Consider the following 24,648-nt stretch of genomic DNA (forward strand, 5'->3'; position numbering starts at 1 on the left):
AAAAATGAAGAAGTCATGGTGTGAGTTTTTTTTGCCCATTTGTTCGATCGCCTGTTTTTTAAACAGGCAAAATGATGCAAATCACAAAAAAACAAAATTATTTTTGTCGATTCTGCAGCAATTTCGCCATATTAATCGAGTCAATCAGCTGTGCGCGATCCACTCTCGGCGAGTTTAAATCGAGGACCTTTTGCCACTTCAAAATGGCCTGCGCGTAGTCGGCCTGCATAAACGCATCGGAAGCCAGCAGCATCAGCGCGGTGACTTCTGTCGGGTCCAGTGCCAGCGATTTATCGATCATTTCACGGGTGGGCGGCGTCATATGTTGCCCGGCCTGATAGTACAACACCGTCGCCAGCGCCGAATAGATTTCGGCGTTTGCACCGCGCAAACGCAGCGCCTGCTCATAGGCCAGTAGCGCATTATGATACGCGTTTTGCCAAAGATAATATTCACCCAGTTGCGCCCATTGTGTGCTGTCTTGCGGGTTGGCGCGAATTTTTGCTTGCAGCGAAAGCAGCTGTTTTTCTTGAATATTCTCATCAGAAAACGCATGCAGGGGATCTGCCAGTCTCACCTGCTCCTGACGCACCGCCTGCCATTTTGGCGTCATCAGATAAGCCCCAATGCAGGCAGTAACCATCAGTACAGCCGCTGCGGCCAGTCGTTTCACAGGCATCGGACGTAACGGTGCGGAACATTCAGGCTGACTCATCGTTTGTCCTCTTCTACGCGTTGGCACGCTCTCACCCGCCAGATGATCACCCCCACCAGCAGCAGTAACAAACACGGCAGTGCCCACAGCAGCAGCGTTTGCTCATTGAGCGGAGGGTTATACCGGACGAAATCACCGTAACGATCGGTCATCCACGTGGTGATCTCGTCTTCGTTTTTCCCCTCTGCCACCATGTTGTACACCTGATGGCGCATGCTGACCGCCACCGGCGCATTGGATTCCAGTAAGTTTTGATTCTGACACTGCGGGCAGCGCAGTTGGCTAGCAATAGACAGGGCTTTTTCCTGCTGTTGCGGGTTATCAAAGCGCCAGGTGTCCACAACTTGGGCATGCGTCGCGAAGGTGATGAAAAACAGGATGATAAAACCGCAGATACTACGCATCGCGCATCCTCCCCCGCCAGCCGCTGAGCAGCGCACCGAGTACCATCAGCAGCCCACCGCCCCATACCCAACGTACACCGCTTTGCACGTACAGGCGCATCGCGTAGCGGTCCTGTCCGGTTTTTTCGCCGATCACCGCATACCAGTCATGCAGCAAGTTCCAGCGGATACCCGGCTCCATCATTTGCTGGCGACGCGCGGCATAGAAGCGTCTCTCCGGTTGCAGACTGCCGATACGTTTTTCATTCTGCCACAGCGTAATCAGCGCTTTTTCGCTGGTGTAGTTTCCTTTTGCTTCCAGATCGAGGCGTTCGAAACGGAAAACGTAGCCCGCCAGCTCGACCTGCTGCCCTGGACTCAAATTCAGGCTCACTTCCTGACGGCTCCCGCTGGAGAAAACAATCCCTGCAGCAAAAACCAGTACGCCGGTATGCGCCAGCAGCGCCGGAAGCTGGCTTCGCAGCGACGCCTTCCGGCTTCTGATCGTCGCCAGCACGATGACCACCAGCATCAGCAGGCCAAACGGCAGCGTCGCGCGGTTGAAATAAGGTGCGCCAACGGAAAGTCGTCCCCAGCCAAACAGACCGTAGATCATCGGGTACAGCGTGCCAATCAGCACGATCAGCAGTACCGCGCAAAAGAGCAGCAGCGCAACCAGAATCAACATCTCACGCGACCAGCCGCCAAAACGCGCAGTCTGGCGTACATCCCGCGCCCGCCAGGCGTACAGCCCGAGAGAAGCCAGACTTAACACGGTAAACAGCGCAAACAGCGGCGCGGCACGGACGTTATCCAGCGCGAAGGCATGCACAGAAACCAGAATGCCGGAACGCACAATCAGCGTGCCAAGCAGCGATAAAATCAGCGTGACAATCGCCAGCAGCAGCGACCAATGCTGGAAGCCTCTGCGCTGGCGCGAGACGTACAGGCTATGCAGTAGCGCGCTGGCGGACAACCAGGGTAATAAGGAGGCATTTTCTACCGGGTCCCAGAACCACCAACCGCCCCAGCCCAGTTCGCAGTACGCCCACCAGGAACCGAGGATAATCCCCAGCGTCAGGGCGCACCAGCCGGGCAGCGCCCAGCGCCAGCATACCCAGGCAATCTGTGCGTTAAACCCGCCACGCAGCAGCGAGGCCAGCGCCACACCGGCCGCCACCATCAGACCACCGTAGCCCAGATACAGCAGCGGCGGATGCAGGATCAGCCCCAAATGTTGCAGCATCGGGTTCAGGTCGCGCCCTTCAATCGCTGGCGGGAAAATGCGTACAAACGGATCGGACCACACCACCACGAACAGCAGCAGTGAGGCCGTCATCATGGACAGGACGCTTAAGGTCAGCGGAAACAGCGCGTCCGGCTCGCGCCGGGAGCGCCAGGCGAACAGCGCGCTCCAAGCGGAAAGAAACAGCACCCACAGCAGCAGCGATCCTTCATGACCGCCCCACACTGCCGCCAGCTTTAAACCCCACGGCAACAGGCTATAGCTGTGCTGAGCCACGTAAACAACGGAGAAGTCGCTGGTCAGGAAACAGAACACCAGTATGGCAAAAGCCAGCAGCAACAGCGCAAACTGCGTCCATACACCAACGCAGGCCAGACGCATAACGCCCTGCCAGCGCTGGCGGACACCCGCCAACACGGCAAGCGGGGTCAACACGTTGACCCCGAGACTTAACAACAATGCCAGAAAACCGGCTTCAGGAAGGAGTACGTCCAGAAATCACCTTACGCAACGGTTAGCTGACCCGCATAGAGAATAAAAAAGCGCAGCAGCAGCACACCAGTCAGGCTCGCGCCGCACACCGCCAGCACGCCGTGAAACGTCGAGCTGCGATTAGCCCACGGTTTCAGCAGCATCGGCAGGATCAGCCCCAACCCAGCCACGCCAAGCCAGAACCACCAGGTCCAGAAACCGCCGCCCAGCGCCGCAGCCAGTGCGCGCATCTTGCCGTCATCGCCCAACGCCAGCCCGACGAAGAACGCCGCCAGCAGGAAGATTTCCAGCCACACCACCGGGGTTTCCATGCGGTGTACAAAGTGCGCCTCGGTGCTATGCGGGTTACTGCGATGACGCAGCGCCATAGCGATCAGCGCCACCGCCGCACCGGAGGAGATCCCGGAGAACAGGAACAGCACCGGCAGGATCGGGTTATTCAGGAACGGGTAAGATTTCAGTGCCGACAGCAGGAATCCGGTGTAGGCCCCGAGCAGAACCGCCAGCACCAACATCAGCGTCTCAAGCGCACGATGGAACGGCGTGATTAGCGTCAGTAGTTTTGGCACGATCGTCAGTCGCGGCACGAACCGCTGTTGCAGGGCAATCACCTCTTTTTCAAAGATTTTTGCCAGCCACAGCACCAGCACCACCATATATACCTGGAACAGCATGACCCCCATCGACATCACCGAGGTGAAGCTGTAGTGGAACATCAGTTTCCAGAAAGTCCATGGACGCGTCAGGTGAAAGACCAGGATCAGCAGGCCAAGAATAATTGCCCCCGGCCCGAGTACCAGCGTGGTACGAAGTAACGTGCTGTCTGAACCGCCCGCTTCCGGGTGCAGTCGTCGCAACAATACCGACAGCGTCACCAGTCCGGCGGAAATACCGATCAGGAACAGATAGATGGCGATGGGCCAGTCCCACACCAGTGATTCAAAATGGAATGCAGAAGCGGGTGTCATTGGCTCACCTCCCCATATTTAAAGGGAACGCGGTAGACCTTCGGTTTGGTGCCCAGCGCCAGCTTGTAACGGTAGGTATTTTTCTGGTGCAACAGACGAGAGATCTCGCTGTTGGGATCGTCCAGGTTACCAAACGTCAGCGCTTTCGTCGGACATGACTCAACGCAGGCGGGTTGTTTGCCCGCTTTCAGGTTGGTTTTACGGCAGAAGTCGCACTTATCCGCCGTCTTGTTGACCGGATGAATAAAGCGCACGCGGTACGGGCAGGCGGCGATGCAATACTGGCAGCCGACGCACAGATCCGGGTTCACATCCACAATGCCGCTGGCGGCATCGCGATACGATGCCCCCGTCGGACAGACGTCAACACAGGGGGCGTGATCGCAGTGCTGACACGAGTGGCGGAAGAAGCGGTACTTCACATCAGGAAAGGTCCCCAGCGGCTCGCTGCGAATAATCGTCAGACGCGACACGCCTTCCGGCACGTTGTTAACTTCCCGACAGGCGTCCATACAGGCGGTGCAGCCGATGCATAATGACTCATCATGTACCATACCGTAACGCACGCCGTTGATGTTTAACGTCTTCGCCACAACGCGTCCCGCCGTCCCGCTAACAGCCACCAGCGCGCCGACGCCGGTGATAAACTGGCGACGAGAGCAACTCATGGATGCTCCTTAAGCAAGGGAATCGACGCCGGGTTAAAGTTTGGATTGTTACGCTGATCGCTGTGGCAATCGACGCAAATCTTAATCCGTCCTTTATCGCTTAGCGTCTGCATCGTGTCTTGCTTCGGATGCAGTGAGTGACAGCTGGCACAGGCCACTTTAGTCACGTGGACATCGTGCGGCCAGAACGCTTTTTGCAACTGCTCAGGCAGGTGACAGGACATACAGACGCTGTTCTGCTGCTCCACGTTGTACATCGGCTCGTTAAAGCGCATCACATCCTTCACCCCTTCGCGGTGGTTCGGTGACGGCTGGCCGTGACAGTTGGTGCAGGTAACCGGCAGTTTATTATTCGGGTTGATGACTTCTGCATGTTTACCATGCATGCCTTCGGTGTCTGGTTTGTGACAATCCAGACAGGCGGCATCCGGGCTACGCTGTTGGGTTACCGTCCAGCGTTGATCCGATTCCTGTGGTGTGGGTGTGGCGGCATTCCCGCACAGGCTCCAGAACAGGCCTGACGCCAGCACCCCAGCAGTTAATAACGAACGTAATACGCTCATATTCACTCCGTTGAGTTATCCGCCCCTTGCGGGGCGGAATGGGGTTATTGGCTTAACAGACCGTTTTTACGCGCCTGGTCTTCCCATTGCGGAATCACCGTTTTGATGAAGTCCTGCTTCTCAGCATTGATTTGCTCCATGTTCAAACCGATCGCCTTCTGGGCTTTCTCTTTGGTAGAGATATCCGGTAACGGGATTTCATGCGTGATGCCTTTGGTCGCCAGCAGACGCACCAGTTTGGTACGCGCATCGGCGGCTTTATCCATCGCGCTACCCAACATGCGCAGACCTTCTTCCGGCGCGTGCATGTGAATACCGTGCGAAGCGATTGACAGATCCCAGCGCCATTGCGCGTGACGGATATCTTCCAGAATCGGCTTCATTTCGGCTTCCGTTGCGCCCGCATCCCATGCCGCTTTCGCTTCGAAGTGGGCATGTACCAGCTGATCTTCAACCTTGATTTTCAGGTCATGAATCGCTTGTTTACGCTCGGCGACAACTTTTTGCAGGGACGCTTTGTCCTGGGTGTGGCAGTTGGCGCAGGTCTGAGGGAAGTTATCGAACGGGTTACCAATTTTATGGTCGGTGTAGATCTTGCCTTCGGCGTTTTGCACTTTCGGCATGTGACAGTCAATACAGGTCACGTTGTTCTTGCCATGAATGCCCGCAGTCCAGGTTTCATATTCCGGGTGCTGTGCTTTCAGCATTGGCGTTTTAGACAGGGAGTTAGTCCAGTCAGAGAATGCAATGGCGTCGTAGTATTTCTCCATGTTCTCGACTTTCATCCCCTCGTCCCACGGGAACTTAACGGCTTTGTTTTTACCGTCGAAGTAGTACTCCACGTGGCACTGGCCGCAGACCATGGACTGCTGGTCAAAGCGACCGGCTTTATCAAACGGTTTGCCAATAGTTTCCATTGCGCGTTCCGCGTAAGGACGAGACAGCGTCAATTCAGGCTTACCTTTGGCGAAATCTGGCGATGCGGTGTTATGGCAATCGCCGCAGCCTAAGTTGTTAACAATTTCTGGGCCGCCGCGAGCCCATTTGCCGTGGAAGTAACCGTCTTCCCCGTCTTTCTGGATCAGACGCGCTACGTCCGGGCTTTTACAGCTCCAGCAAGCCATCGGCAGCGGGCCGTCTTCCGCCGTTTTTGGCGCGCCGGTACGTAAGGTTTCACGGACATCGGTCACGGCATACGCGTGTCCACGCGGTTTGTTGTAATCACGCGAGAATGGATATCCCGCCCACAGAATCACCAGTCGCGGATCTTCTGCCAGCGCATCTTCACGTGCGGACTGCTCCGACGTGGCTTTCCATGAGAGATATTGATCGGGATGCTGAGGGGCGAAAGTTTCATTCTTCGCTTCAACGGTGACGGTTTTTGCGGGTACTGGGGTTTGTTCAGCGTGAACGGCAGAGATAAATAAAAACGGTAATATCAGGCTGAAAAAACGGAGTACGGGTGATTTTGTCCTTGCCATAGAGGGGGTCTCATCCAGATGACGCCATTGTCTGCAATGGCGATTCTTTTATTGTTTTCCATAACAGCAACCACACGCATACTGTCATGACATTGCTCCACCCTCTTTTTAACAAAAAGCCACACTAAAAATGTTGTTTTTAATCAATTGTAAGTGCATGTAAAATACCACTTTAGAGTTATTACCCCCCTTTAACCTCTCACTCTTTTGTCTATTCCCGATACAGATCACCTTTTCAACAGCTTTCATATAACTGCATGTTATCGCGAGATTTAATCAATTTTTGCTAGTTCCCTTCAAAAATCAGTTTGCCGCTAATTTGCACAATTCGGTTATTGCGTGATCTGCCGCTCAAATCCCAAACAAAACTCCCAAAGCCCCTACATTTAACGTTTATGAGACATATTATTAACATCCTACAAGGAGAACAAAAGCCATGAGCCAAATACATAAACACGCTATTCCCGCAAATATTGCGGATCGTTGCCTGATAAATCCGGAGCAGTACGACGCGAAATACCAACAATCTATTACTGACCCCGATACATTTTGGGGCGAACAGGGAAAAATTCTTGATTGGATCAAACCGTACAGCAAGGTAAAGAACACCTCTTTTGCACCTGGCAACGTATCCATCAAATGGTACGAAGACGGCACGCTGAATCTGGCAGCTAACTGCCTTGACCGCCATCTTGAGGATAACGGCGATCGCACCGCCATCATTTGGGAAGGCGATGACGCCACCCAAAGCAAACATATTACCTATCGCGAACTGCATCACGACGTTTGCCGTTTTGCCAATACATTGCTGGATTTAGGCATTAAAAAAGGCGATGTGGTAGCGATCTATATGCCAATGGTCCCGGAGGCTGCGGTGGCTATGCTCGCTTGCGCCCGTATTGGCGCGGTGCATTCGGTCATCTTCGGTGGATTTTCGCCGGAAGCCGTTGCCGGACGTATCATCGACTCCAATTCACGCCTGGTGATCACCGCCGATGAAGGCGTGCGTGCCGGACGCGGCATCCCACTGAAAAAGAACGTGGACGATGCGCTGAAAAATCCGAACGTGAAGACCGTTGAGCACGTGGTGGTCCTCAAACGTACCGGTGGAAAAACGGACTGGCAGGAAGGTCGCGATCTGTGGTGGTCCGATCTTATTGAAAAAGCCAGCCCAGAGCACCAGCCGGAAGAGATGAACGCGGAAGATCCGCTGTTTATTCTGTATACCTCCGGTTCAACCGGTAAGCCAAAAGGCGTGCTGCACACCACCGGCGGGTATCTGGTTTACGCCGCAACTACCTTTAAGTATGTGTTTGATTATCATCAGGGTGATATCTACTGGTGTACCGCTGATGTGGGCTGGGTAACCGGACACAGCTACCTGCTGTACGGACCGCTGGCCTGCGGCGCCACCACGCTGATGTTTGAAGGCGTACCCAACTGGCCAACACCGGCGCGCATGTCGCAGGTCGTTGATAAGCATCAGGTCAATATTCTCTATACAGCCCCAACCGCCATCCGCGCCCTGATGGCAGAAGGCGATAAAGCGATTGAAGGCACCGATCGCTCGTCACTGCGCATTCTGGGTTCCGTCGGCGAGCCGATCAACCCGGAAGCGTGGGAATGGTACTGGAAGAAGATCGGCAACGAAAAATGCCCGGTCGTCGATACCTGGTGGCAGACCGAAACCGGAGGTTTCATGATCACCCCGCTGCCGGGTGCGACCGAACTGAAAGCCGGTTCGGCAACGCGTCCGTTCTTCGGCGTGCAGCCTGCGATCGTCGATAACGAAGGCAACCCGCTGGAAGGTGCGACCGAAGGCAACCTGGTGATTACCGATTCCTGGCCGGGTCAGGCAAGAACCCTGTTTGGCGATCACGATCGCTTTGAACAGACCTACTTCTCCACCTTCAAAAATATGTACTTCAGCGGTGACGGCGCACGCCGTGACGAAGATGGTTATTACTGGATCACCGGGCGGGTGGACGACGTACTGAACGTTTCCGGCCACCGCCTGGGGACGGCAGAAATCGAATCGGCGCTGGTGTCGCATCCGAAGATTGCCGAAGCCGCAGTGGTGGGTATTCCGCACAATATTAAAGGCCAGGCGATCTACGCCTACGTCACACTCAACCACGGCGAAGAACCGTCGCCTGAGCTGTACGCCGAAGTTCGCAACTGGGTACGTAAAGAGATTGGCCCGCTGGCAACGCCAGACGTGCTGCACTGGACCGACTCACTGCCAAAAACCCGCTCCGGCAAAATTATGCGCCGTATTCTGCGCAAAATTGCGGCGGGCGATACCAGCAATCTGGGCGATACCTCGACTCTCGCCGATCCTGGCGTGGTAGAGAAACTGCTCGAAGAGAAGCAGGCCATCGCAATGCCTTCATAACCATAACCGTGAAATACCCGATGGCGCACAGCTATCGGGCCTACAAATCTGACCCTACCCTCTCTTCACCGGGAGGGAAATATAAAAACCTCCCCCAAAGGATTTCGCGTTACAGGAAGGCGGCAAGCAAGCATATCCCCAAGAGCATAGTTCACTATGTGACTGGGGTAGGCGAGTGCGGCCAACGAACCTGTAGCGCGAAAGACGCAGGGGGACCTCTGGAGAGCTCTGTGATGAATGACAATATTTATCAGCGGATAGAAGACAGTGCGCGTTTCAGGGAATTAGTTGAAAAAAGGCAACGGTTTGCCGCTGTTCTGTCCATCATCATGCTGGTGGTTTATATCAGCTTTATTTTACTGATTGCCTTTGCGCCTGGCTGGCTGGGAACACCGCTGCATGCGGGAACCAGCGTTACCCGAGGTATTCCGATTGGAGTGGGCGTGATCCTTATCTCCTTCATCCTGACTGGGATCTATATCTGGCGGGCAAACGGTGAATTCGATCGTCTTAACAATGCAGTTCTGCACGAGGTTAAAGCATCATGAAGAGAGTCCTGACGGCGCTTGCCGCCACGCTGCCCTTCGCCGCAAACGCGGCGGATGCTATTAGCGGTGCAGTCCAACGCCAGCCAACCAACTGGCAGGCGATTGTCATGTTCCTTATTTTCGTCATCTTTACGCTCGGCATTACCTACTGGGCGTCTAAGCGCGTGCGTTCGCGTAACGACTATTACACCGCTGGCGGCAACATCACCGGCTTCCAGAACGGGCTGGCGATCGCGGGCGACTATATGTCAGCGGCCTCGTTTCTGGGGATTTCTGCGCTGGTATTTACTTCCGGTTATGACGGACTGATTTACTCGCTCGGCTTCCTGGTCGGCTGGCCGATTATCCTGTTCCTGATCGCCGAACGTCTGCGTAACCTCGGTCGTTATACCTTTGCCGACGTCGCCTCTTACCGTCTGAAACAGGGTCCAATCCGTATTCTGTCGGCCTGCGGTTCGCTGGTGGTGGTTGCTCTGTACCTGATTGCCCAGATGGTCGGTGCCGGTAAGCTTATCCAGTTGCTGTTCGGTCTGAATTATCACATTGCCGTGGTGCTGGTTGGTGTACTGATGATGATGTACGTTCTGTTCGGCGGCATGCTGGCAACCACGTGGGTGCAAATCATCAAAGCCGTACTGTTGCTGTTCGGTGCCAGCTTTATGGCTTTCATGGTCATGAAACACGTTGGCTTCAGCTTCAACAATCTGTTCACCGAAGCGATGGCGGTACACCCGAAAGGCTCCGCGATTATGAGCCCGGGCGGTCTGGTAAAAGATCCAATATCGGCGCTGTCGTTAGGCCTTGGATTGATGTTCGGTACGGCTGGTCTGCCGCATATTCTGATGCGTTTCTTCACGGTCAGCGATGCCCGCGAAGCGCGTAAGAGCGTGTTCTACGCCACCGGCTTTATGGGTTATTTCTACATCCTGACCTTTATCATCGGCTTTGGCGCGATCATGCTGGTGGGTGCGAACCCGGCGTACAAAGATGCGGCTGGCGCGCTGATCGGCGGTAACAACATGGCTGCGGTGCATCTGGCCAACGCGGTGGGCGGTAACCTGTTCCTCGGCTTTATCTCGGCAGTGGCATTCGCCACCATTCTGGCGGTTGTTGCCGGTCTGACGTTGGCGGGTGCTTCAGCGGTATCTCACGACCTGTACGCTAACGTGTTCCGTAAAGGCGCAACCGAGCGTGAAGAACTGAAAGTCTCGAAAATCACCGTGCTGGTGCTGGGCGTCATTGCCATCCTGCTCGGCGTGATGTTTGAAAACCAGAACATCGCCTTCATGGTGGGCCTGGCGTTTGCCATCGCGGCAAGCTGCAACTTCCCGATCATCCTGCTTTCCATGTACTGGTCGCGTCTGACCACGCGTGGCGCAATGCTGGGTGGCTGGTTAGGTCTGATAACAGCGGTGGTATTGATGGTGCTTGGCCCAACGATTTGGGTGCAAATCCTCGGTCACGAAAAAGCCATTTTCCCGTATGAATACCCGGCACTGTTCTCCATCAGCGTGGCGTTCCTCGGTATCTGGTTCTTCTCTGCCACCGATAATTCCGCAGAAGGTAACCGCGAACGTGAGCAATTCCGTGCTCAGTTCATCCGTTCCCAAACCGGGTACGGCGTAGAACAAGGTCGCGCGCACTAACCTCCCTTTCCCTCCGGCTCTCGGGCCGGAGGAACCATCTTTTCTCAGAACATCACTCTCGCGACCAGCGGTGCCACCAGCACCATCACCACGCCGGAAAGCATCATCACCAGGCTGGCAATCACCCCTTCCTGCTGACCGAGTTCATAAGAACGTGCAGTGCCCGCGCCGTGCGACGCCGCACCAAATCCGGCCCCTTTCGCCATGCCTTCGCGGATTGAAAGACGCAAAAATAGCATGTCGCCAACCGCCATTCCGAACACGCCAGTGATCACCACAAACAACGCCACCAGATCTGGCTGCCCGCCCAGCGGTTCTGCCGCCGCCAGCGCAAATGGCGTGGTCACGGAGCGCACCGCCAGGCTACGTTGGATCTCATCGGGCAACATCAATAAGCGAGCCAGCCAAACCGAACTGGTGACAGCCACCAGTGTTGCCGTGACCACACCTGCCGTCAGCGACATCCAGTGGCGCTTAATCACCGCGAGGTTATCGTAAACCGGCACGGCAAACGCAATGGTCGCCGGCCCTAGTAGCCACATCAGCCAGTGCGATTCACCAATATAGTTTTGCCAGGAGATATGCCCGAACACCAGCATCAACACCAGCAACGCTGGCGTGAGGACCAGCGGCATCAGCGGTAATTTGCGAAAACGGCGATACAAACGCTTGTTGGCAAAATAGATGCCCAACGTAATTACCAGACACAGCACGCTTAACTGGAAATTACTCACGGTTTAACCTGCTCATTTCATAGCGATACACTTTATCGACCACCCACGCCGTTGCGCCGAGCACCATAAGCGTACTGATCGCAATAACAGCAAAAATACGCCAGCCATCGACCAGCAGCAGGTGCGTATAATTAACCACTGCGACCACCGCCGGGACAAAAAACAGCAGCATTTCAGCCAACAGCCAGCGGGCGCCTGCGCGTATCCAGCTAAGTGGGATCACCCGGCACACAATCAGCGCCAACATCAGTACCATCCCGACCAGGTTGGCGGGGAGTGGCAGATGCAGCCAAGAGACAAGATATTGGGCAAAAACAAATAAACCTGCGTACAACAGAACCTGAACGGGGATCTGGAGTCGATGAATAACGGCAGGCGTCACGCGGCTTATCGCCACAGCCATAAGGGAGTGTCCGTAAAAAATAGAGAGCGCCAGTATAGAGACCCACCTCCCTGGACTGAAATGAATTAAACTCATTGCAGGCATAGTCTTAAGGAATAATGATGGATATCAGAACACTGCGATATTTTGTTGAAGTGGTTCGCCAGCAGAGTTTTACCCGCGCGGCGGAGAAGCTCTTTGTCACTCAGCCCACTATCAGCAAAATGTTGAAGAACCTTGAAGACGAGCTGAACTGTACGCTGTTAATTCGTGACGGGCGGCGATTGTTGTTGACCGACACCGGGCGAATCGTCTTCGAGCGCGGCCTGGCGATCCTCGCCGAATTTCGCCAGCTTGAAGCGGAACTCAGCGATATTAACCATCTCAATAAAGGGATCTTGCGTCTCGGTATTCCCCCGATGGTCGGCATGTTAATGGCCGGTCCCATCAGCCTGTTTCGCCAGCGCTATCCCGGGGTTGAGCTGAAAATAGCAGAATTTGGCGGCTTAACCGTCCAACAGGCGGTGATGAACGGCGATCTGGATGTGGCAATGACGGCGCTGCCAGTTGAAGAAGATAGCGGGCTGGCGACGTTACCACTTTTCAGCCATCCGCTCTGTGTGCTGGTGCCGCGCTCCGGCCAGTGGACAACGTGTGATTCCATTTCCCCCGAGGCGCTGGCGGAGCACCCGCTGCTGATCTACAACGAAGATTTTGCCCTGAGCCGTCAGCTACTGGAATTGTTTAGCCAGCACAACGTCAAGCCACGCATTGCAGTACGCAGCGGGCAGTGGGATTTCCTGGCCGCTATGGTACAAGCCGGGGTCGGGATCGCCATTTTACCGGAACCGATTTGCCAAAAGCTGGATAAGCAGACGCTGCGCTGGATCCCACTGGAGAGTCATTTACGTTGGCAGTTGGGCATGATTTGGCGCGAAGGTGTTTATCTTTCTCACAGCGCCCAGGCGTGGCTCAAATGCTGCGAAGGTTTTTGGTTAACCCAGGAGTCGTAAATTGCCGGATGGCGGTGTGTAACCGCCATCCGGCCTGCAGTTTATTGATTCTCTATCAACAGCGCTTCCAGCAAATCCAGATCGTGCAGCAGTTTCTGCAGCGTTTCATTACTGATTTCACGCGTGGCGCGCAGGTGATAAAGCTCTGCGCGCTCTGAACGCAGCGCGGCCAGACGAAAACGCCGTTCGAGGTTTTCTTCCTGCATGGAGCTTTCTACGTCGTTTCGCCCATCGGCACGACGACGTAGATTACCAATCACCCGCGAACTCACCTCGGTCAGTAGCTGATTATCAATATTCTCTTCGCTATCCGCAGCCAGACGCTCTTCCATTTTCTGGATGGCAACAATCGCCACTTCCGCCGTCGCGGCGCGGGCAATACGTATCTCTTTTTGCTGCTGTGAGTGATCCGCCACTTCCAGATGCTGCAGCAGAATCGGCAGCATCACCACGCCAACAAACAGCGAGAACAGGATCACACCGGCGGCGAGGAAGATCAGTTCATAACGTGCCGGGAAGCCGCTGCCGTCCGGCAACAATAGCGGTATAGAGAGCACACCGGCCAGGGTGATAGCCCCACGCACGCCAGCAAAGGATGCGATCAGGATTTCACGCGTGGTCCAGGAGCCAAACTCCATTGGCTTTTTCTTCAGAAAACGCATGCTGAAGTTTTTCATGGTCCACAGCCAGCCAAAACGCACCAGCATCAGCGCCACGTAAATCAACACGATATCGGTAAACAGCATCCAGATTTCGACATTCGGATCGGCTTCTGCTGCCGCCAGTGAAGACTCCAGAATCCCCGGTAACTGTAGCCCTAACAGCAGGAAGACCATGCCGTTAAACACGAACTCAAGCATTGCCCAGGTGCTGTTCGCACGTAAGCGCATCGCCAACGGCGCGCGGCGCATCACGCCGGAACGGGTGATTGTCATCCCCGCAGCCACCGCCGCGAGGATCCCGGAAACACCAATATGTTCCGCAATCAGATATGAGGCAAACGGTAGCAGGAACAGCAGGACAATTTGTGTCGCAGGTTCGTCACCGCCCCAGCGGCTGAGAAAGCGCAGAGAGCGGCCATAAAGCCAGCTGACCACAAAACCCGCCAGGATACCGCCAATCGCCACCTTGAAAAATTCAACCGTCGCTCCGCCGACGGTAAACACCATCGTGCCCATCGCCACGGCGACAGCAAACTTGAGTGAAACCAGGCCAGAGGCGTCGTTCATCAACGCTTCGCCCTGCAGGATACCCATGATTTTCTTCGGTATGCGTCCTTCGCCGACGATGCCGGAAAGCGCAACGGCATCGGTGGGTGACAGCACGGCAGCCAGCGCAAAAGCCGGGATCAGCGGAATCCCCGGCACCAGCCAGTAAATCATAAAGCCAATTCCGACCACCGTGACCAGCACGAGCGCCAGCGCAAGGCCGAAAATCTCTCGCCCGTGCTCAAGAAATTCACGCGTTGGCGTCTTCCAGCCATCGGCAAACAATAGCGGCGGGATGAACAGAACCAGAAACAGTTCGGGGTCGAATTCCACATGCAAACCAAACGTCGGCCACGCCAGCAAGGCGCCGATGGCGATCTGCATAAGGGGTAAAGGGACTTGGAAGGGCAATACACGAGTAAATACCCCCGACAGCGAGACCACAAGGGTCATGATGAGTATGGTAAAAAAGATTTCCATGCGTTCCCTGTTTGCGATGTTTCTTATGATATGTGACAAGAGGCGTCGTGCCTCAATTCTATCTTCTTCAGAGTAACGCAAAAGACAACGGGATGTGTTCCGAAAATAAAAACGGGCGGCAAAAGCCACCCGTATTTAGGATCGTCATCGAATAAAAATCAGATTGCCCAGCCGCCTGCATAGAAGGCTACCAGCGCGATGGAAATGACCACGGTACCGATGTTCAGTTTGCGCCATTCACCGGAAACAATACGTCCAATTACCAGGGTAGCAAAGCCGATCATAATGCCGGTCACGATGTTACAGGTCAGCACGATAAACACGGCAGTCACCAGACCCGCCATCGCGTCCACAAAGTCTGCGAAGTCAATTTTCGCCACGTTGCTCAGCATCAGCAAACCGACATACATCAGCGCAGGTGCGGTTGCGTAGGCAGGAACCAGATAAGAGAGCGGAGAGAGGAACAGGATCAGTAGGAACAGAACGCCGACGGTAATCGCCGTCAGACCGGTTTTACCGCCCGCTGCCGTACCCGCTGCAGACTCAATGTATACCGCTGCAGGTGCTGCGCCCACCAGACCAGAGAACACGCTGCTCAGGGAGTCGGTGGTCAGCGCTTTGCCGCCATCAATAATCTGTCCGTCTTTGTCCAGCAGGTTCGCCTGCCCAGCCACGGCACGTATCGTTCCGGTCGCATCGAAGACAGCGGTCATTACCAGCGCCAGCACGCTCGGCAGAACGATAGGATTCAGTGCGCCCATAATATCCAGGCTGCCAATCAGAGAATTACCTTCCGCATCGCTCAGAGAAGGCATGGCAAAAATACCGGAAAAATGCACGGCAGGATCGAAAATCAGGCCAACGACGGAAATACCGATAATGGTCAGCAGGATACCGCCCGGTACTTTCAGTTTTTCGAGGCCGATAATGACCGCCAGGCCAATCAGCGACATAATCACCGGGAAGGTATCGAAGTCCCCCAAAGCAACCGGCAGGCCGTCCAGCGGGTTCTTAATCACCAGACCAACGCCGTTTGCCGCAATCAGCAGCAGGAACAGACCAATACCGATCCCCGTGCCGTGCGCAACGCCCTGCGGCAGGTTGCGCAGGATCCAGCTACGGATACCGGTCGCGGAAATAATGGTAAACAGGACGCCCATCAGGAACACCGCACCCAGCGCAACAGGCACGCTAATATGCTGTCCCAGCACCAGGCTAAATGCGGTAAACGCCGTCAGAGAGATAGCACAACCAATCGCCAGCGGCAGGTTGGCCCACAGGCCCATCACAATAGAACCCACACCGGCTACCAGGCAGGTCGCTACGAATACTGCCGCAGGTGGGAATCCGGCTTTACCCAGCATCCCTGGAACCACGATAACGGAGTAAACCATTGCCAGGAACGTCGTTAATCCGGCAACGACTTCCTGACGGACGGTACTGCCACGGTGCGAAATTTTAAACCAAGCGTCGAGTGAACCGCCGGTACGCGCTGAAGGCGTAGACATAGAAAACATCCCCTGAGAGTTTATTTTTCGTCAATATGCGTGATGGACAATCCACTGCCTGCTAAACGTTTTCTCCATGTGCCAGCTTTGCGTCAAAAGGGGTGTCGCAAAAAAGCAAACGTTTAGCTCCGCGCATAAAAACGGGTGGTAAAAAAAAGCAAACGATTATCCTGCGATCATACGGCGATTTTCAACAGAACTTTGCCGCTTTTTATGCATTTCTTCTTATAGCGCACAAGAAATAGCCAACCGATGCGCAAACGTTATCGTTAATGCGCAATCCGGCAACACATTTCGCTATGTTATTGCAACATCCGCAATTATTTCACGCGTAAAGTCGCACAGAAAAATGGGTGAAGATGCTGGGAAAATTTCGGCTAAAAAACCATCAATTGACTGGAAATTGTCCTGGTGTGGCTTACAATTACTTTATCAACACAAACCGGAACCTCCACTAAGTGCTCGATGAGGGGTGTTGATGTCGGGGGAAACCCTCCCGTGAACCAGCGGGATAGAGTGAAAGACAAAGACCGGAACCAAACTAAAGCGCCCTCTTGTGGCGCTTTAGTTTTAATCATCTTCCAGCAATCGAGCTCCTGTCCCCTGCTTGCCCAGCTGATCGCCTGGGTTACGCAACGGGCAATCACTGCGCGACAAACAACCGCAGCCGATACAGCCATCGAGCTCATCGCGTAGCGCCACCAGGGTGTGAATGCGTCGGTCAAGCTCTTCACGCCACTGCGAAGAAAGCTGCCTCCACTCTTTCGCACTGAGCGAGTGGCCTTCAGGTAAAACGCCCAACGCATCACCAATCGTCGCCAGCGGAATACCAATCCGTTGAGCAATCTTAATAATGGCCACATAACGCAGCACATCACGTTTGTAACGACGCTGATTACCGCCATTACGCATGCTGCTGATTAACCCTTTGCTTTCATAGAAATGCAGGGTCGATACCGCCACGCCGCTACGCTTTGCGACTTCACCGGGGGTGAGCAGCGCTTTAATACGGGGTAATTTATTTTCCATAAATCGCTTTACCTCAAGTTAACTTGAGGAATTATACTCGCCCACAGACAAAACGACGAATCGAATACTGAGAAAGAGGCTGCCATATGTCCCATCAGCAGATTATTCAGACACTTATTGAATGGATTGATGAACATATCGACCAACCGCTGAATATTGAAGCGGTCGCGAAAAAATCAGGTTATTCAAAATGGTATTTACAGCGAATGTTCCGCACGGTGACGCGCCAGACGTTAGGTGACTATATCCGCCAACGTCGACTGCTGCTGGCCGCCGTTGAGTTACGCAATACCGAACGGCCTATTTTTGATATTGCGATGGATCTCGGCTACGTATCGCAACAAACATTCTCCCGAGTGTTCCGCCGCGAGTTTGATCGCACGCCCAGCGACTATCGCCACCGTCTGTAGGATTATTGCCCGCTTTGCGTCAGTATGGCGGGCGACCGTTGGAGCCAGTGCATGAACTCCTGCGGCGGCAATGCCTTCGCAAAATACCACCCCTGACAGTACTGTACGCCACGCTCAAGCAACCAGCTGATTTGCTCAGCCGTTTCTACCCCTTCTGCAATCGTCTTCAGCTGTAAACTTTGCGCCATTTCGATGATATGTTCGGCAATCATGTGGCTGGTGCTGTTGGTAGCCAGCGTGCTGATAAACGATTTATCTATCTTCAGAATATCCACGTTCAACGAAGACAAATTGTGCAGATTGGAATATCCAGTACCAAAATCATCAAACGCGACTTCATAACCCGCCTGACGAAATGCCTGAATGACTGGGGTCATTTTCTGTAAATCAATAAACCCACGTTCGGTCACCTCAACCTTAATTTGCTGTGAACGAACGGAGTAATCACGTGATTTATCAGCAATCAGCGCAATCAGTCGGGACGAATGAAAGTCAGAAGCAGAGAGATTCATTGAGATATAAAGCTGAGGGTGTGCCGACAGAAAATAACCCAGATCGCTGAACACTTCTTCAACCACGTAATCCGTTATCTTCTCAATCATCCCTTCCTTTTCGGCCAGCGGAATAAACTCTGCCGGGCTCATAACCTCGCCTTTACAACCGGGCCAGCGCAGCAGCGCTTCGGCCCCGACGCATTTTCCATTTTTGATATCAATGATCGGCTGGTAATGCAGGCAAAGCTGGCGTTTTTTGATCGCTCGTTTTAGCAGGCGACGAGGAGAATAGTATTGTTGGCGTGTACGCCACCACATGAGCAGTATCAGGATGCTACTGATAACGCCGAAAGGGAGCGTCAACGTAGCTTCATGATAGAAATTCTGATTTACGCGCTCGCCCGTGGTCGAGACAATAATCGCAATCGGCCGCTTTTCTGAATGAACGATGGTATAGAAGCGATCGTCTTGCTGGAACGTGGAGGCTTCGCCACGTACCAGCGGCAATAACTGCGCTACGTTTGCCCCTTCGCTGGCAGAGAAAAAGCTATCCGTTACCGTATCGTAGACTCCCCAAGCCAGACCTGGGTCATCGGACATTACCTCACTGTAGGATAATGGGTTGATGACGACAACGTAGTTTCCTCTTTGCATATACGTCATTTTATAGCCAGAAAAAAACGGCGTATCGCGATAGTAATAGATGGAGATGTCCGGCGTACGTTTATAGTCAGCCGTAGGCATAATATATGGGGCTGACGGTGCCATCGACGTAGAGCACAAAAAATGATCAGCCTGCGCATAAATGAGCTCACTGATATATAAACGCCCGCGAATAATATTTAGCATGCTTTGCTGATGCGCTAGGGTACACATCTTCCCCTGATACAGCTGTGCCATATCACGTGCTAAATCGGCTTGCTGGATCACCAGCTCCGTTTTATTTAGGACCAGTTGAGCAAAAGTGCGGAGTTGATGACGAGTTTCGGACATTGCCCTGACGTGTGCAAACCATAATGCCAGCACCACGGGGAGCAATACCACCGTGAACGTTCCGAGGAATCTCAGCGTCTTACGTCGCGCACTGTGAGTCATGTCAGCCCTATTTCCCTGTATCGTATATGCCATTACCCATCAAGGCAGGATGCTATAAACGCCGGCTAGTTAAGTTGCATGAATCTATCAACATTAGCAACTGCCGTCTCTATGTAAAAGTCTGATAATAGAGAATAATGATATTCTTTTTCCGTAAGGCAAACGTTAAGTTAAGCTTATTTAAAAATAGCACACTGCAAAAATCGTAATGTTTTATCCGCGTTATACTGGTTGTTCATAAAAAACACATTAGTTTTTTTAAAGATTAATTTAGGATAAAGATAACAAGCAGTATAAATACACCTTCGGTACTCTACATAATTCGAGTTGCAGGAAGGCGGCAAGGGAGAGAATGTCCAGGAGCATAGATAACCAAGTGACTGGAGTGAACGAGCGAAGTCAACGCACATACAACTTGAAGTATGACGAGTATATTACGAATAATTCATTCTCTGTTTACGCTTATATAACCACACAATAATAAAGGTAATAAGTCGACAAAAATAGCGTCCTGCACTGGTGAACAAACGAACATATGTGATATAGTTCACAAAAATAATGTAACAGAAACAGTGTTTCATTGATGTGCATGCCCGTCGATAGCCAGAGTGCCACACCTGTTGTGAACAACCCCACGCTGTCCTGGGCATCAAGACTTTTTGAGGACGTTTTTCATGGCAACAATAACAACTGGCGTAGTTCTTCTGCGGTGGCAACTGCTGAGCGCGGTGCTGATGTTTTTAGCCAGCACGCTCAATATCCGTTTTCGTAAATCAGATTATATTGGTCTGGCCGTCATTAGCAGCGGTTTGGGGCTAGTTTTTGCCTGCTGGTTTGCAACCGGATTGCTCGGCATCACCCTGATGGACGTGTCCACTATCTGGAATAACATCCAATCCGTTATGGTAGAGGTCATGAGTCATACGCCGCCAGACTGGCCGATGGTACTGACTTGATAAAAAAAGCGTCCGACTGAGTCCTGGCTTCAGTCGGACGCTTATTTTTAGGTTAAATGGATCAATTTAGGGCTTTGGCTGACCATTCCATACGGAAACCCGCGTTAACCTGCCAGTTCGTATCGATATCGCCACTCCATTTGCCGTTTTTTTCGGCAAAGTAGTTAGTTTTATGCCCGTGCTAATAGGAATCCGCGCCATTGAGCGTAATATTCATCTGGCTTGTATTCGGATAAAGTTTCTCGCCAAAGTCGAGGTTACCCAATAAATTAACCTTGTTAATTCCTGCCTGATTAATATTAACGACATCACCATTTACCGTAATGGTTGAACCAGCACCGCGCGCATATAATGCAGTATTGCTATGCACGAACTTAGAGTCGATCAGAAAATTATTTATAAGACCAAAATTTTCGACAGTAACCTTGGTGTTACTACCTTCTACAGATAACCCAAAGAAGGCTAATCTGGCACGATGCCCCAACTGCGTGGTCCCGCCAATATTATGCGTAAAAATATTGCCAGATACGTTTCTTCAAATACAAAAAAACCCCATCGAAACGGGGCTTTTTCACTACGTCATTAATCGTTTAGCAACGATTAGAATGGAATATCGTCGTCAAAGTCCATCGGTGGTTCGTTAGACGGTGCTCCCGGAGCAGACTGCTGCGGACGAGACTGCGCGCCGCCGCTGAACTGGTTGCCACCCTGTGGCTGCTGAGGCTGACCCCAACCACCCTGTTGACCACCACCTGCATTACCACCTGCCGGTGCACCACCGCCCTGACGACCACCCAGCATTTGCATGGTGCCACCGACGTTAACAACAACTTCAGTGGTGTACTTCTCGACACCAGACTGGTCGGTCCATTTACGGGTACGCAGTTGACCTTCAATGTAGACCTGAGAACCTTTACGCAGATATTCGCTGGCCACTTCCGCCAGTTTGCCAAACAGCACAACGCGGTGCCATTCAGTCTGCTCTTTCATCTCACCGGTCGCTTTATCACGCCAGGATTCGGAAGTAGCCAGCGTAATGTTGGCAACTGCGCCACCATTCGGCATATAGCGTACTTCCGGGTCCTGGCCCAGATTACCGACGAGAATCACCTTGTTTACGCCTCTGCTGGCCATGATCGTGTCTCCTGAAAAACGTTTCTTAATAAGTGTAAGCGCGGGATTGTAGCATTTCCAATAGCGCCTTTACTACGTTGCGAGGTCGATTCCAGTAAACAACCCCAGCCAGACATTGTTGCACAGACACCTGCGTTTTGCATTCCAATACTGTATATCCATTCAGGTTAGGTTGTGTCATAATTAACCGTTTGTGATCGCCGGTAGCACCATGCAGCCAGGCAAAAAGCGTTTAATCCGGGAAAGATGAATGGATAAGATCGAAGTTCGGGGCGCCCGCACCCATAATCTCAAAAACATCAACCTCGTCATCCCGCGCGACAAGCTGATTGTCGTCACCGGGCTTTCGGGCTCAGGCAAATCGTCGCTTGCTTTCGACACCTTGTATGCCGAAGGACAGCGTCGTTACGTTGAATCGCTTTCCGCGTATGCACGTCAGTTCCTGTCGCTGATGGAAAAACCGGATGTCGACCACATTGAGGGGCTCTCTCCTGCCATCTCAATTGAACAAAAATCGACATCCCATAACCCGCGATCCACAGTAGGCACCATTACCGAAATACACGACTATCTGCGCCTGCTGTTTGCCCGCGTCGGTGAGCCGCGCTGTCCGGATCACGACGTACCACTGGCGGCACAGACCGTTAGCCAGATGGTGGACAACGTTCTGTCACAGCCGGAAGGCAAGCGCCTGATGCTGCTGGCACCGGTCATTAAAGAGCGTAAAGGCGAACACACCAAAACGCTGGAGAACCTGGCAAGCCAGGGTTATATCCGCGCCCGTATTGACGGTGAAGTGTGTGACCTTTCCGATCCGCCAAAACTGGAGCTGCAAAAGAAACACACCATTGAAGTGGTGATTGACCGTTTCAAAGTGCGCGACGACCTCTCCCAACGCCTGGCGGAGTCTTTTGAAACCGCGCTGGAGCTTTCCGGTGGTACGGCGGTGGTTGCCGATATGGACAACCCGAAAGAGGAAGAGCTGCTCTTTTCCGCCAACTTTGCCTGCCCCATCTGCGGCTACAGCATGCGCGAACTGGAACCACGCCTGTTCTCGTTCAACAACCCAGCGGGCGCGTGTCCAACTTGCGACGGTCTCGGCGTACAGCAGTATTTCGATCCTGACCGCGTGATCCAAAACCCGGAGCTGTCGCTGGCTGGCGGAGCTATCCGTGGCTGGGATCGCCGTAACTTCTATTACTTCCAGATGTTGAAGTCACTGGCAGAACACTACAAGTTTGATGTGGAAGCGCCATGGGCCAGCCTGAACCCTGCCGTTCACAAAGTGGTCTTGTACGGTTCCGGCAAAGAGAATATCGAATTCAAATATATGAACGACCGCGGCGATACTTCCGTACGTCGTCACCCCTTTGAAGGTGTGCTGCACAATATGGAACGCCGTTATAAAGAGACGGAATCCAGTGCAGTACGCGAAGAATTATCTAAGTTCATCAGCAACCGACCATGCACCAGCTGTGAAGGCACGCGCCTGCGTCGTGAAGCGCGCCACGTATTCGTTGAGAATACGCCACTGCCCGCCATTTCCGACATGAGCATCGGTCATGCGATGGATTTCTTCAACAATCTCAAGCTTGCCGGTCAACGGGCGAAGATCGCAGAGAAAATCCTCAAAGAGATTGGCGACCGCCTCAAGTTTTTGGTTAACGTCGGTCTGAATTACCTGACGCTGTCACGCTCTGCCGAAACGCTCTCCGGCGGTGAAGCCCAGCGTATCCGTCTGGCAAGTCAGATTGGTGCAGGTCTGGTCGGTGTAATGTACGTGCTGGATGAACCATCTATCGGTCTGCACCAACGCGATAACGAACGCCTGCTGGGCACGCTTATCCATCTACGCAATCTGGGTAATACCGTGATTGTGGTCGAGCACGATGAAGATGCGATTCGCGCCGCTGACCACGTGATCGACATCGGTCCGGGCGCGGGTGTCCACGGTGGACAGGTGGTGGCGGAAGGCACGCTGGATGACATTATGGCGGTACCGGAATCGCTCACCGGTCAATTCATGAGCGGCAAGCGTAAGATTGAAGTGCCTAAACAACGCGTGCCCGCTAACCCGGAAAAAGTGCTGAAGCTCACCGGCGCGCGGGGCAACAACCTGAAAGATGTCACCCTGACGCTGCCGGTTGGCCTGTTTACCTGTATTACCGGCGTATCCGGTTCCGGTAAATCGACGCTGATTAACGACACGCTGTTCCCGATTGCCCAGACTCAGCTCAACGGCGCCACGCTGGCCGAACCCGCACCGTATCGCGAAATTCAGGGACTGGAACATTTCGACAAAGTTATCGATATCGACCAAAGCCCGATTGGTCGTACGCCGCGTTCAAACCCGGCGACCTATACCGGCGTATTTACGCCTGTACGCGAACTGTTTGCCGGAGTGCCGGAATCGCGCGCGCGCGGCTACACGCCGGGACGTTTCAGCTTTAACGTGCGCGGTGGTCGCTGCGAAGCCTGCCAGGGCGATGGCGTGATCAAAGTCGAGATGCACTTCCTGCCGGATATCTACGTGCCGTGCGACCAGTGCAAAGGCAAGCGCTATAACCGTGAAACGCTGGAGATTAAGTACAAGGGCAAGACTATCCACGAAGTGCTGGATATGACCATTGAAGAGGCGCGTGAGTTCTTTGACGCCGTTCCGGCGCTGGCGCGTAAGCTGCAAACGCTGATGGACGTTGGTCTGACCTACATTCGCCTGGGGCAGTCCGCAACGACCCTCTCCGGCGGTGAAGCCCAGCGCGTGAAGTTGGCGCGTGAGCTGTCAAAACGCGGTACCGGACAAACGCTGTATATTCTCGATGAGCCGACCACCGGTCTGCACTTTGCGGATATTCAGCAGTTGCTGGACGTGCTGCATCAGCTCAGGGATCAGGGCAACACCATCGTGGTGATTGAGCATAATCTGGACGTGATTAAAACAGCCGACTGGATTGTCGATCTCGGCCCGGAAGGCGGTAGTGGCGGTGGGGAAATCCTTGTTGCCGGTACGCCGGAAACGGTCGCTGAGTGTGAAGCCTCACACACTGCGCGCTTCCTCAAACCACTGCTGTAATCATACCCATGCCGCTTCCTGAATCAT

The 24,648-nt window shown here is 53.5% G+C and carries 20 protein-coding genes and 1 pseudogene; 7 read left to right on the top strand and 14 right to left on the bottom strand.

Annotated elements, in window-relative coordinates; all coding sequences use genetic code 11:
- Positions 1 to 97: 97 nt before the first annotated feature.
- From nrfG to nrfA, 6 genes and pseudogenes are all read right to left on the bottom strand, one after another.
- Entirely contained in the window at positions 98 to 715 is a 618-nt protein-coding gene (gene nrfG / locus E4Z61_RS15220) for a heme lyase NrfEFG subunit NrfG (RefSeq protein WP_135323504.1), read from the bottom strand.
- Positions 712 to 2,839 (bottom strand): annotated as a pseudogene (nrfF, locus tag E4Z61_RS15225) (heme lyase NrfEFG subunit NrfF). The gene nrfG and the pseudogene nrfF overlap by 4 nt, the downstream one beginning before the upstream one ends.
- 8 nt (positions 2,840 to 2,847) lie before the next feature.
- Entirely contained in the window at positions 2,848 to 3,804 is a 957-nt protein-coding gene (gene nrfD / locus E4Z61_RS15230; RefSeq protein ID WP_135323505.1) for a cytochrome c nitrite reductase subunit NrfD, read from the bottom strand.
- Positions 3,801 to 4,472, bottom strand: a complete 672-nt coding sequence (gene nrfC, locus E4Z61_RS15235) for a cytochrome c nitrite reductase Fe-S protein (protein WP_135323506.1) — start codon at positions 4,470 to 4,472, stop codon at positions 3,801 to 3,803. The genes nrfD and nrfC overlap by 4 nt, the downstream gene beginning before the upstream one ends.
- Positions 4,469 to 5,035, bottom strand: coding sequence for a cytochrome c nitrite reductase pentaheme subunit (gene nrfB, locus E4Z61_RS15240; RefSeq protein WP_135323507.1), 567 nt, complete (start codon positions 5,033 to 5,035; stop codon positions 4,469 to 4,471). The genes nrfC and nrfB overlap by 4 nt, the downstream gene beginning before the upstream one ends.
- A gap of 44 nt (positions 5,036 to 5,079) precedes the next feature.
- Positions 5,080 to 6,516: an ammonia-forming nitrite reductase cytochrome c552 subunit gene (gene nrfA / locus E4Z61_RS15245; protein WP_135323508.1), complete on the bottom strand. Its 1,437-nt coding sequence runs from the start codon at positions 6,514 to 6,516 to the stop codon at positions 5,080 to 5,082.
- A 436-nt stretch (positions 6,517 to 6,952) separates the two neighbouring features.
- Here nrfA and acs point away from each other — a divergent pair, with 436 nt between their 5' ends.
- From acs to actP, 3 genes are all read left to right on the top strand, one after another.
- Positions 6,953 to 8,911 (top strand): acetate--CoA ligase, encoded by a 1,959-nt coding sequence (acs, locus tag E4Z61_RS15250; RefSeq protein WP_135323509.1) that lies wholly within the window; start codon positions 6,953 to 6,955, stop codon positions 8,909 to 8,911.
- A 233-nt stretch (positions 8,912 to 9,144) separates the two neighbouring features.
- Positions 9,145 to 9,459, top strand: coding sequence for a DUF485 domain-containing protein (locus E4Z61_RS15255; protein WP_045438627.1), 315 nt, complete (start codon positions 9,145 to 9,147; stop codon positions 9,457 to 9,459).
- Positions 9,456 to 11,105 carry a cation/acetate symporter ActP gene (gene actP / locus E4Z61_RS15260; protein ID WP_135323510.1) on the top strand — a complete coding sequence of 550 codons (1,650 nt, stop codon included), beginning with the start codon at positions 9,456 to 9,458 and terminating at the stop codon, positions 11,103 to 11,105. The genes E4Z61_RS15255 and actP overlap by 4 nt, the downstream gene beginning before the upstream one ends.
- 44 nt (positions 11,106 to 11,149) lie before the next feature.
- Here the strand turns inward: actP and E4Z61_RS15265 are convergent, their stop codons facing one another.
- Both E4Z61_RS15265 and E4Z61_RS15270 read right to left on the bottom strand, forming a co-directional pair.
- Positions 11,150 to 11,839, bottom strand: a complete 690-nt coding sequence (locus E4Z61_RS15265; protein ID WP_135323511.1) for an LrgB family protein — start codon at positions 11,837 to 11,839, stop codon at positions 11,150 to 11,152.
- Positions 11,832 to 12,242, bottom strand: a complete 411-nt coding sequence (locus tag E4Z61_RS15270) for a CidA/LrgA family protein (RefSeq protein WP_135323512.1) — start codon at positions 12,240 to 12,242, stop codon at positions 11,832 to 11,834. Before E4Z61_RS15270 ends, E4Z61_RS15265 begins: the two co-directional genes overlap by 8 nt.
- A 101-nt stretch (positions 12,243 to 12,343) precedes the next feature.
- On the opposite strand from E4Z61_RS15270, the gene E4Z61_RS15275 reads away from it, so the two are divergent.
- Entirely contained in the window at positions 12,344 to 13,234 is an 891-nt protein-coding gene (locus tag E4Z61_RS15275; protein ID WP_135323513.1) for a LysR family transcriptional regulator, read from the top strand.
- A 41-nt stretch (positions 13,235 to 13,275) separates the two neighbouring features.
- Here E4Z61_RS15275 and E4Z61_RS15280 read toward each other — a convergent pair whose 3' ends face one another.
- The 3 genes from E4Z61_RS15280 to soxR form a co-directional block, all read right to left on the bottom strand.
- The gene (locus E4Z61_RS15280; protein ID WP_135323514.1) at positions 13,276 to 14,922 is read right to left on the bottom strand and encodes a Na+/H+ antiporter; all 1,647 of its coding nucleotides are present in this window, start codon (positions 14,920 to 14,922) and stop codon (positions 13,276 to 13,278) included.
- A gap of 158 nt (positions 14,923 to 15,080) precedes the next feature.
- Positions 15,081 to 16,430: a guanine/hypoxanthine transporter GhxP gene (gene ghxP / locus E4Z61_RS15290; protein WP_135323515.1), complete on the bottom strand. Its 1,350-nt coding sequence runs from the start codon at positions 16,428 to 16,430 to the stop codon at positions 15,081 to 15,083.
- 570 nt (positions 16,431 to 17,000) lie between these two features.
- Positions 17,001 to 17,459: a redox-sensitive transcriptional activator SoxR gene (gene soxR, locus E4Z61_RS15295; protein ID WP_135323516.1), complete on the bottom strand. Its 459-nt coding sequence runs from the start codon at positions 17,457 to 17,459 to the stop codon at positions 17,001 to 17,003.
- A gap of 86 nt (positions 17,460 to 17,545) precedes the next feature.
- Here soxR and soxS point away from each other — a divergent pair, with 86 nt between their 5' ends.
- Positions 17,546 to 17,869, top strand: coding sequence for a superoxide response transcriptional regulator SoxS (gene soxS, locus E4Z61_RS15300; protein ID WP_135323517.1), 324 nt, complete (start codon positions 17,546 to 17,548; stop codon positions 17,867 to 17,869).
- Positions 17,870 to 17,871: 2 nt separating this feature from the next.
- Here the strand turns inward: soxS and E4Z61_RS15305 are convergent, their stop codons facing one another.
- Positions 17,872 to 19,458, bottom strand: coding sequence for an EAL domain-containing protein (locus E4Z61_RS15305; protein WP_135323518.1), 1,587 nt, complete (start codon positions 19,456 to 19,458; stop codon positions 17,872 to 17,874).
- Between the two features lie 674 nt (positions 19,459 to 20,132).
- On the opposite strand from E4Z61_RS15305, the gene E4Z61_RS15315 reads away from it, so the two are divergent.
- Positions 20,133 to 20,414, top strand: a complete 282-nt coding sequence (locus E4Z61_RS15315; RefSeq protein ID WP_135323520.1) for a YjcB family protein — start codon at positions 20,133 to 20,135, stop codon at positions 20,412 to 20,414.
- A gap of 181 nt (positions 20,415 to 20,595) precedes the next feature.
- On the opposite strand, the gene E4Z61_RS15320 is transcribed toward E4Z61_RS15315, so the two are convergent.
- Positions 20,596 to 20,898, bottom strand: coding sequence for a hypothetical protein (locus tag E4Z61_RS15320; protein WP_240703826.1), 303 nt, complete (start codon positions 20,896 to 20,898; stop codon positions 20,596 to 20,598).
- A 116-nt stretch (positions 20,899 to 21,014) separates the two neighbouring features.
- Positions 21,015 to 21,548, bottom strand: coding sequence for a single-stranded DNA-binding protein SSB1 (ssb1, locus tag E4Z61_RS15325; RefSeq protein ID WP_135323521.1), 534 nt, complete (start codon positions 21,546 to 21,548; stop codon positions 21,015 to 21,017).
- 250 nt (positions 21,549 to 21,798) lie between these two features.
- Between ssb1 and uvrA the strand changes: the two genes are divergently transcribed.
- Positions 21,799 to 24,621: an excinuclease ABC subunit UvrA gene (gene uvrA, locus E4Z61_RS15330; RefSeq protein WP_135323522.1), complete on the top strand. Its 2,823-nt coding sequence runs from the start codon at positions 21,799 to 21,801 to the stop codon at positions 24,619 to 24,621.
- Positions 24,622 to 24,648: the final 27 nt, after the last annotated feature.

It is taken from the genome of Citrobacter tructae (assembly GCF_004684345.1).
GTDB lineage: Bacteria > Pseudomonadota > Gammaproteobacteria > Enterobacterales > Enterobacteriaceae > Citrobacter > Citrobacter tructae.

Coding starts and splice junctions, on each gene's coding strand:
- nrfD (WP_135323505.1), bottom strand. CDS start 3,804: ATGACACCCGCTTCTGCATTCCATTTTGAATCACTGGTGTGGGACTGG.
- soxS (WP_135323517.1), top strand. CDS start 17,546: ATGTCCCATCAGCAGATTATTCAGACACTTATTGAATGGATTGATGAA.
- E4Z61_RS15315 (WP_135323520.1), top strand. CDS start 20,133: ATGGCAACAATAACAACTGGCGTAGTTCTTCTGCGGTGGCAACTGCTG.
- soxR (WP_135323516.1), bottom strand. CDS start 17,459: ATGGAAAATAAATTACCCCGTATTAAAGCGCTGCTCACCCCCGGTGAA.
- ssb1 (WP_135323521.1), bottom strand. CDS start 21,548: ATGGCCAGCAGAGGCGTAAACAAGGTGATTCTCGTCGGTAATCTGGGC.
- acs (WP_135323509.1), top strand. CDS start 6,953: ATGAGCCAAATACATAAACACGCTATTCCCGCAAATATTGCGGATCGT.
- E4Z61_RS15255 (WP_045438627.1), top strand. CDS start 9,145: ATGAATGACAATATTTATCAGCGGATAGAAGACAGTGCGCGTTTCAGG.
- E4Z61_RS15275 (WP_135323513.1), top strand. CDS start 12,344: ATGGATATCAGAACACTGCGATATTTTGTTGAAGTGGTTCGCCAGCAG.
- nrfC (WP_135323506.1), bottom strand. CDS start 4,472: ATGAGTTGCTCTCGTCGCCAGTTTATCACCGGCGTCGGCGCGCTGGTG.
- E4Z61_RS15305 (WP_135323518.1), bottom strand. CDS start 19,458: ATGACTCACAGTGCGCGACGTAAGACGCTGAGATTCCTCGGAACGTTC.
- uvrA (WP_135323522.1), top strand. CDS start 21,799: ATGGATAAGATCGAAGTTCGGGGCGCCCGCACCCATAATCTCAAAAAC.
- E4Z61_RS15270 (WP_135323512.1), bottom strand. CDS start 12,242: ATGGCTGTGGCGATAAGCCGCGTGACGCCTGCCGTTATTCATCGACTC.
- ghxP (WP_135323515.1), bottom strand. CDS start 16,430: ATGTCTACGCCTTCAGCGCGTACCGGCGGTTCACTCGACGCTTGGTTT.
- nrfA (WP_135323508.1), bottom strand. CDS start 6,516: ATGGCAAGGACAAAATCACCCGTACTCCGTTTTTTCAGCCTGATATTA.
- actP (WP_135323510.1), top strand. CDS start 9,456: ATGAAGAGAGTCCTGACGGCGCTTGCCGCCACGCTGCCCTTCGCCGCA.
- nrfB (WP_135323507.1), bottom strand. CDS start 5,035: ATGAGCGTATTACGTTCGTTATTAACTGCTGGGGTGCTGGCGTCAGGC.
- nrfG (WP_135323504.1), bottom strand. CDS start 715: ATGAGTCAGCCTGAATGTTCCGCACCGTTACGTCCGATGCCTGTGAAA.
- E4Z61_RS15280 (WP_135323514.1), bottom strand. CDS start 14,922: ATGGAAATCTTTTTTACCATACTCATCATGACCCTTGTGGTCTCGCTG.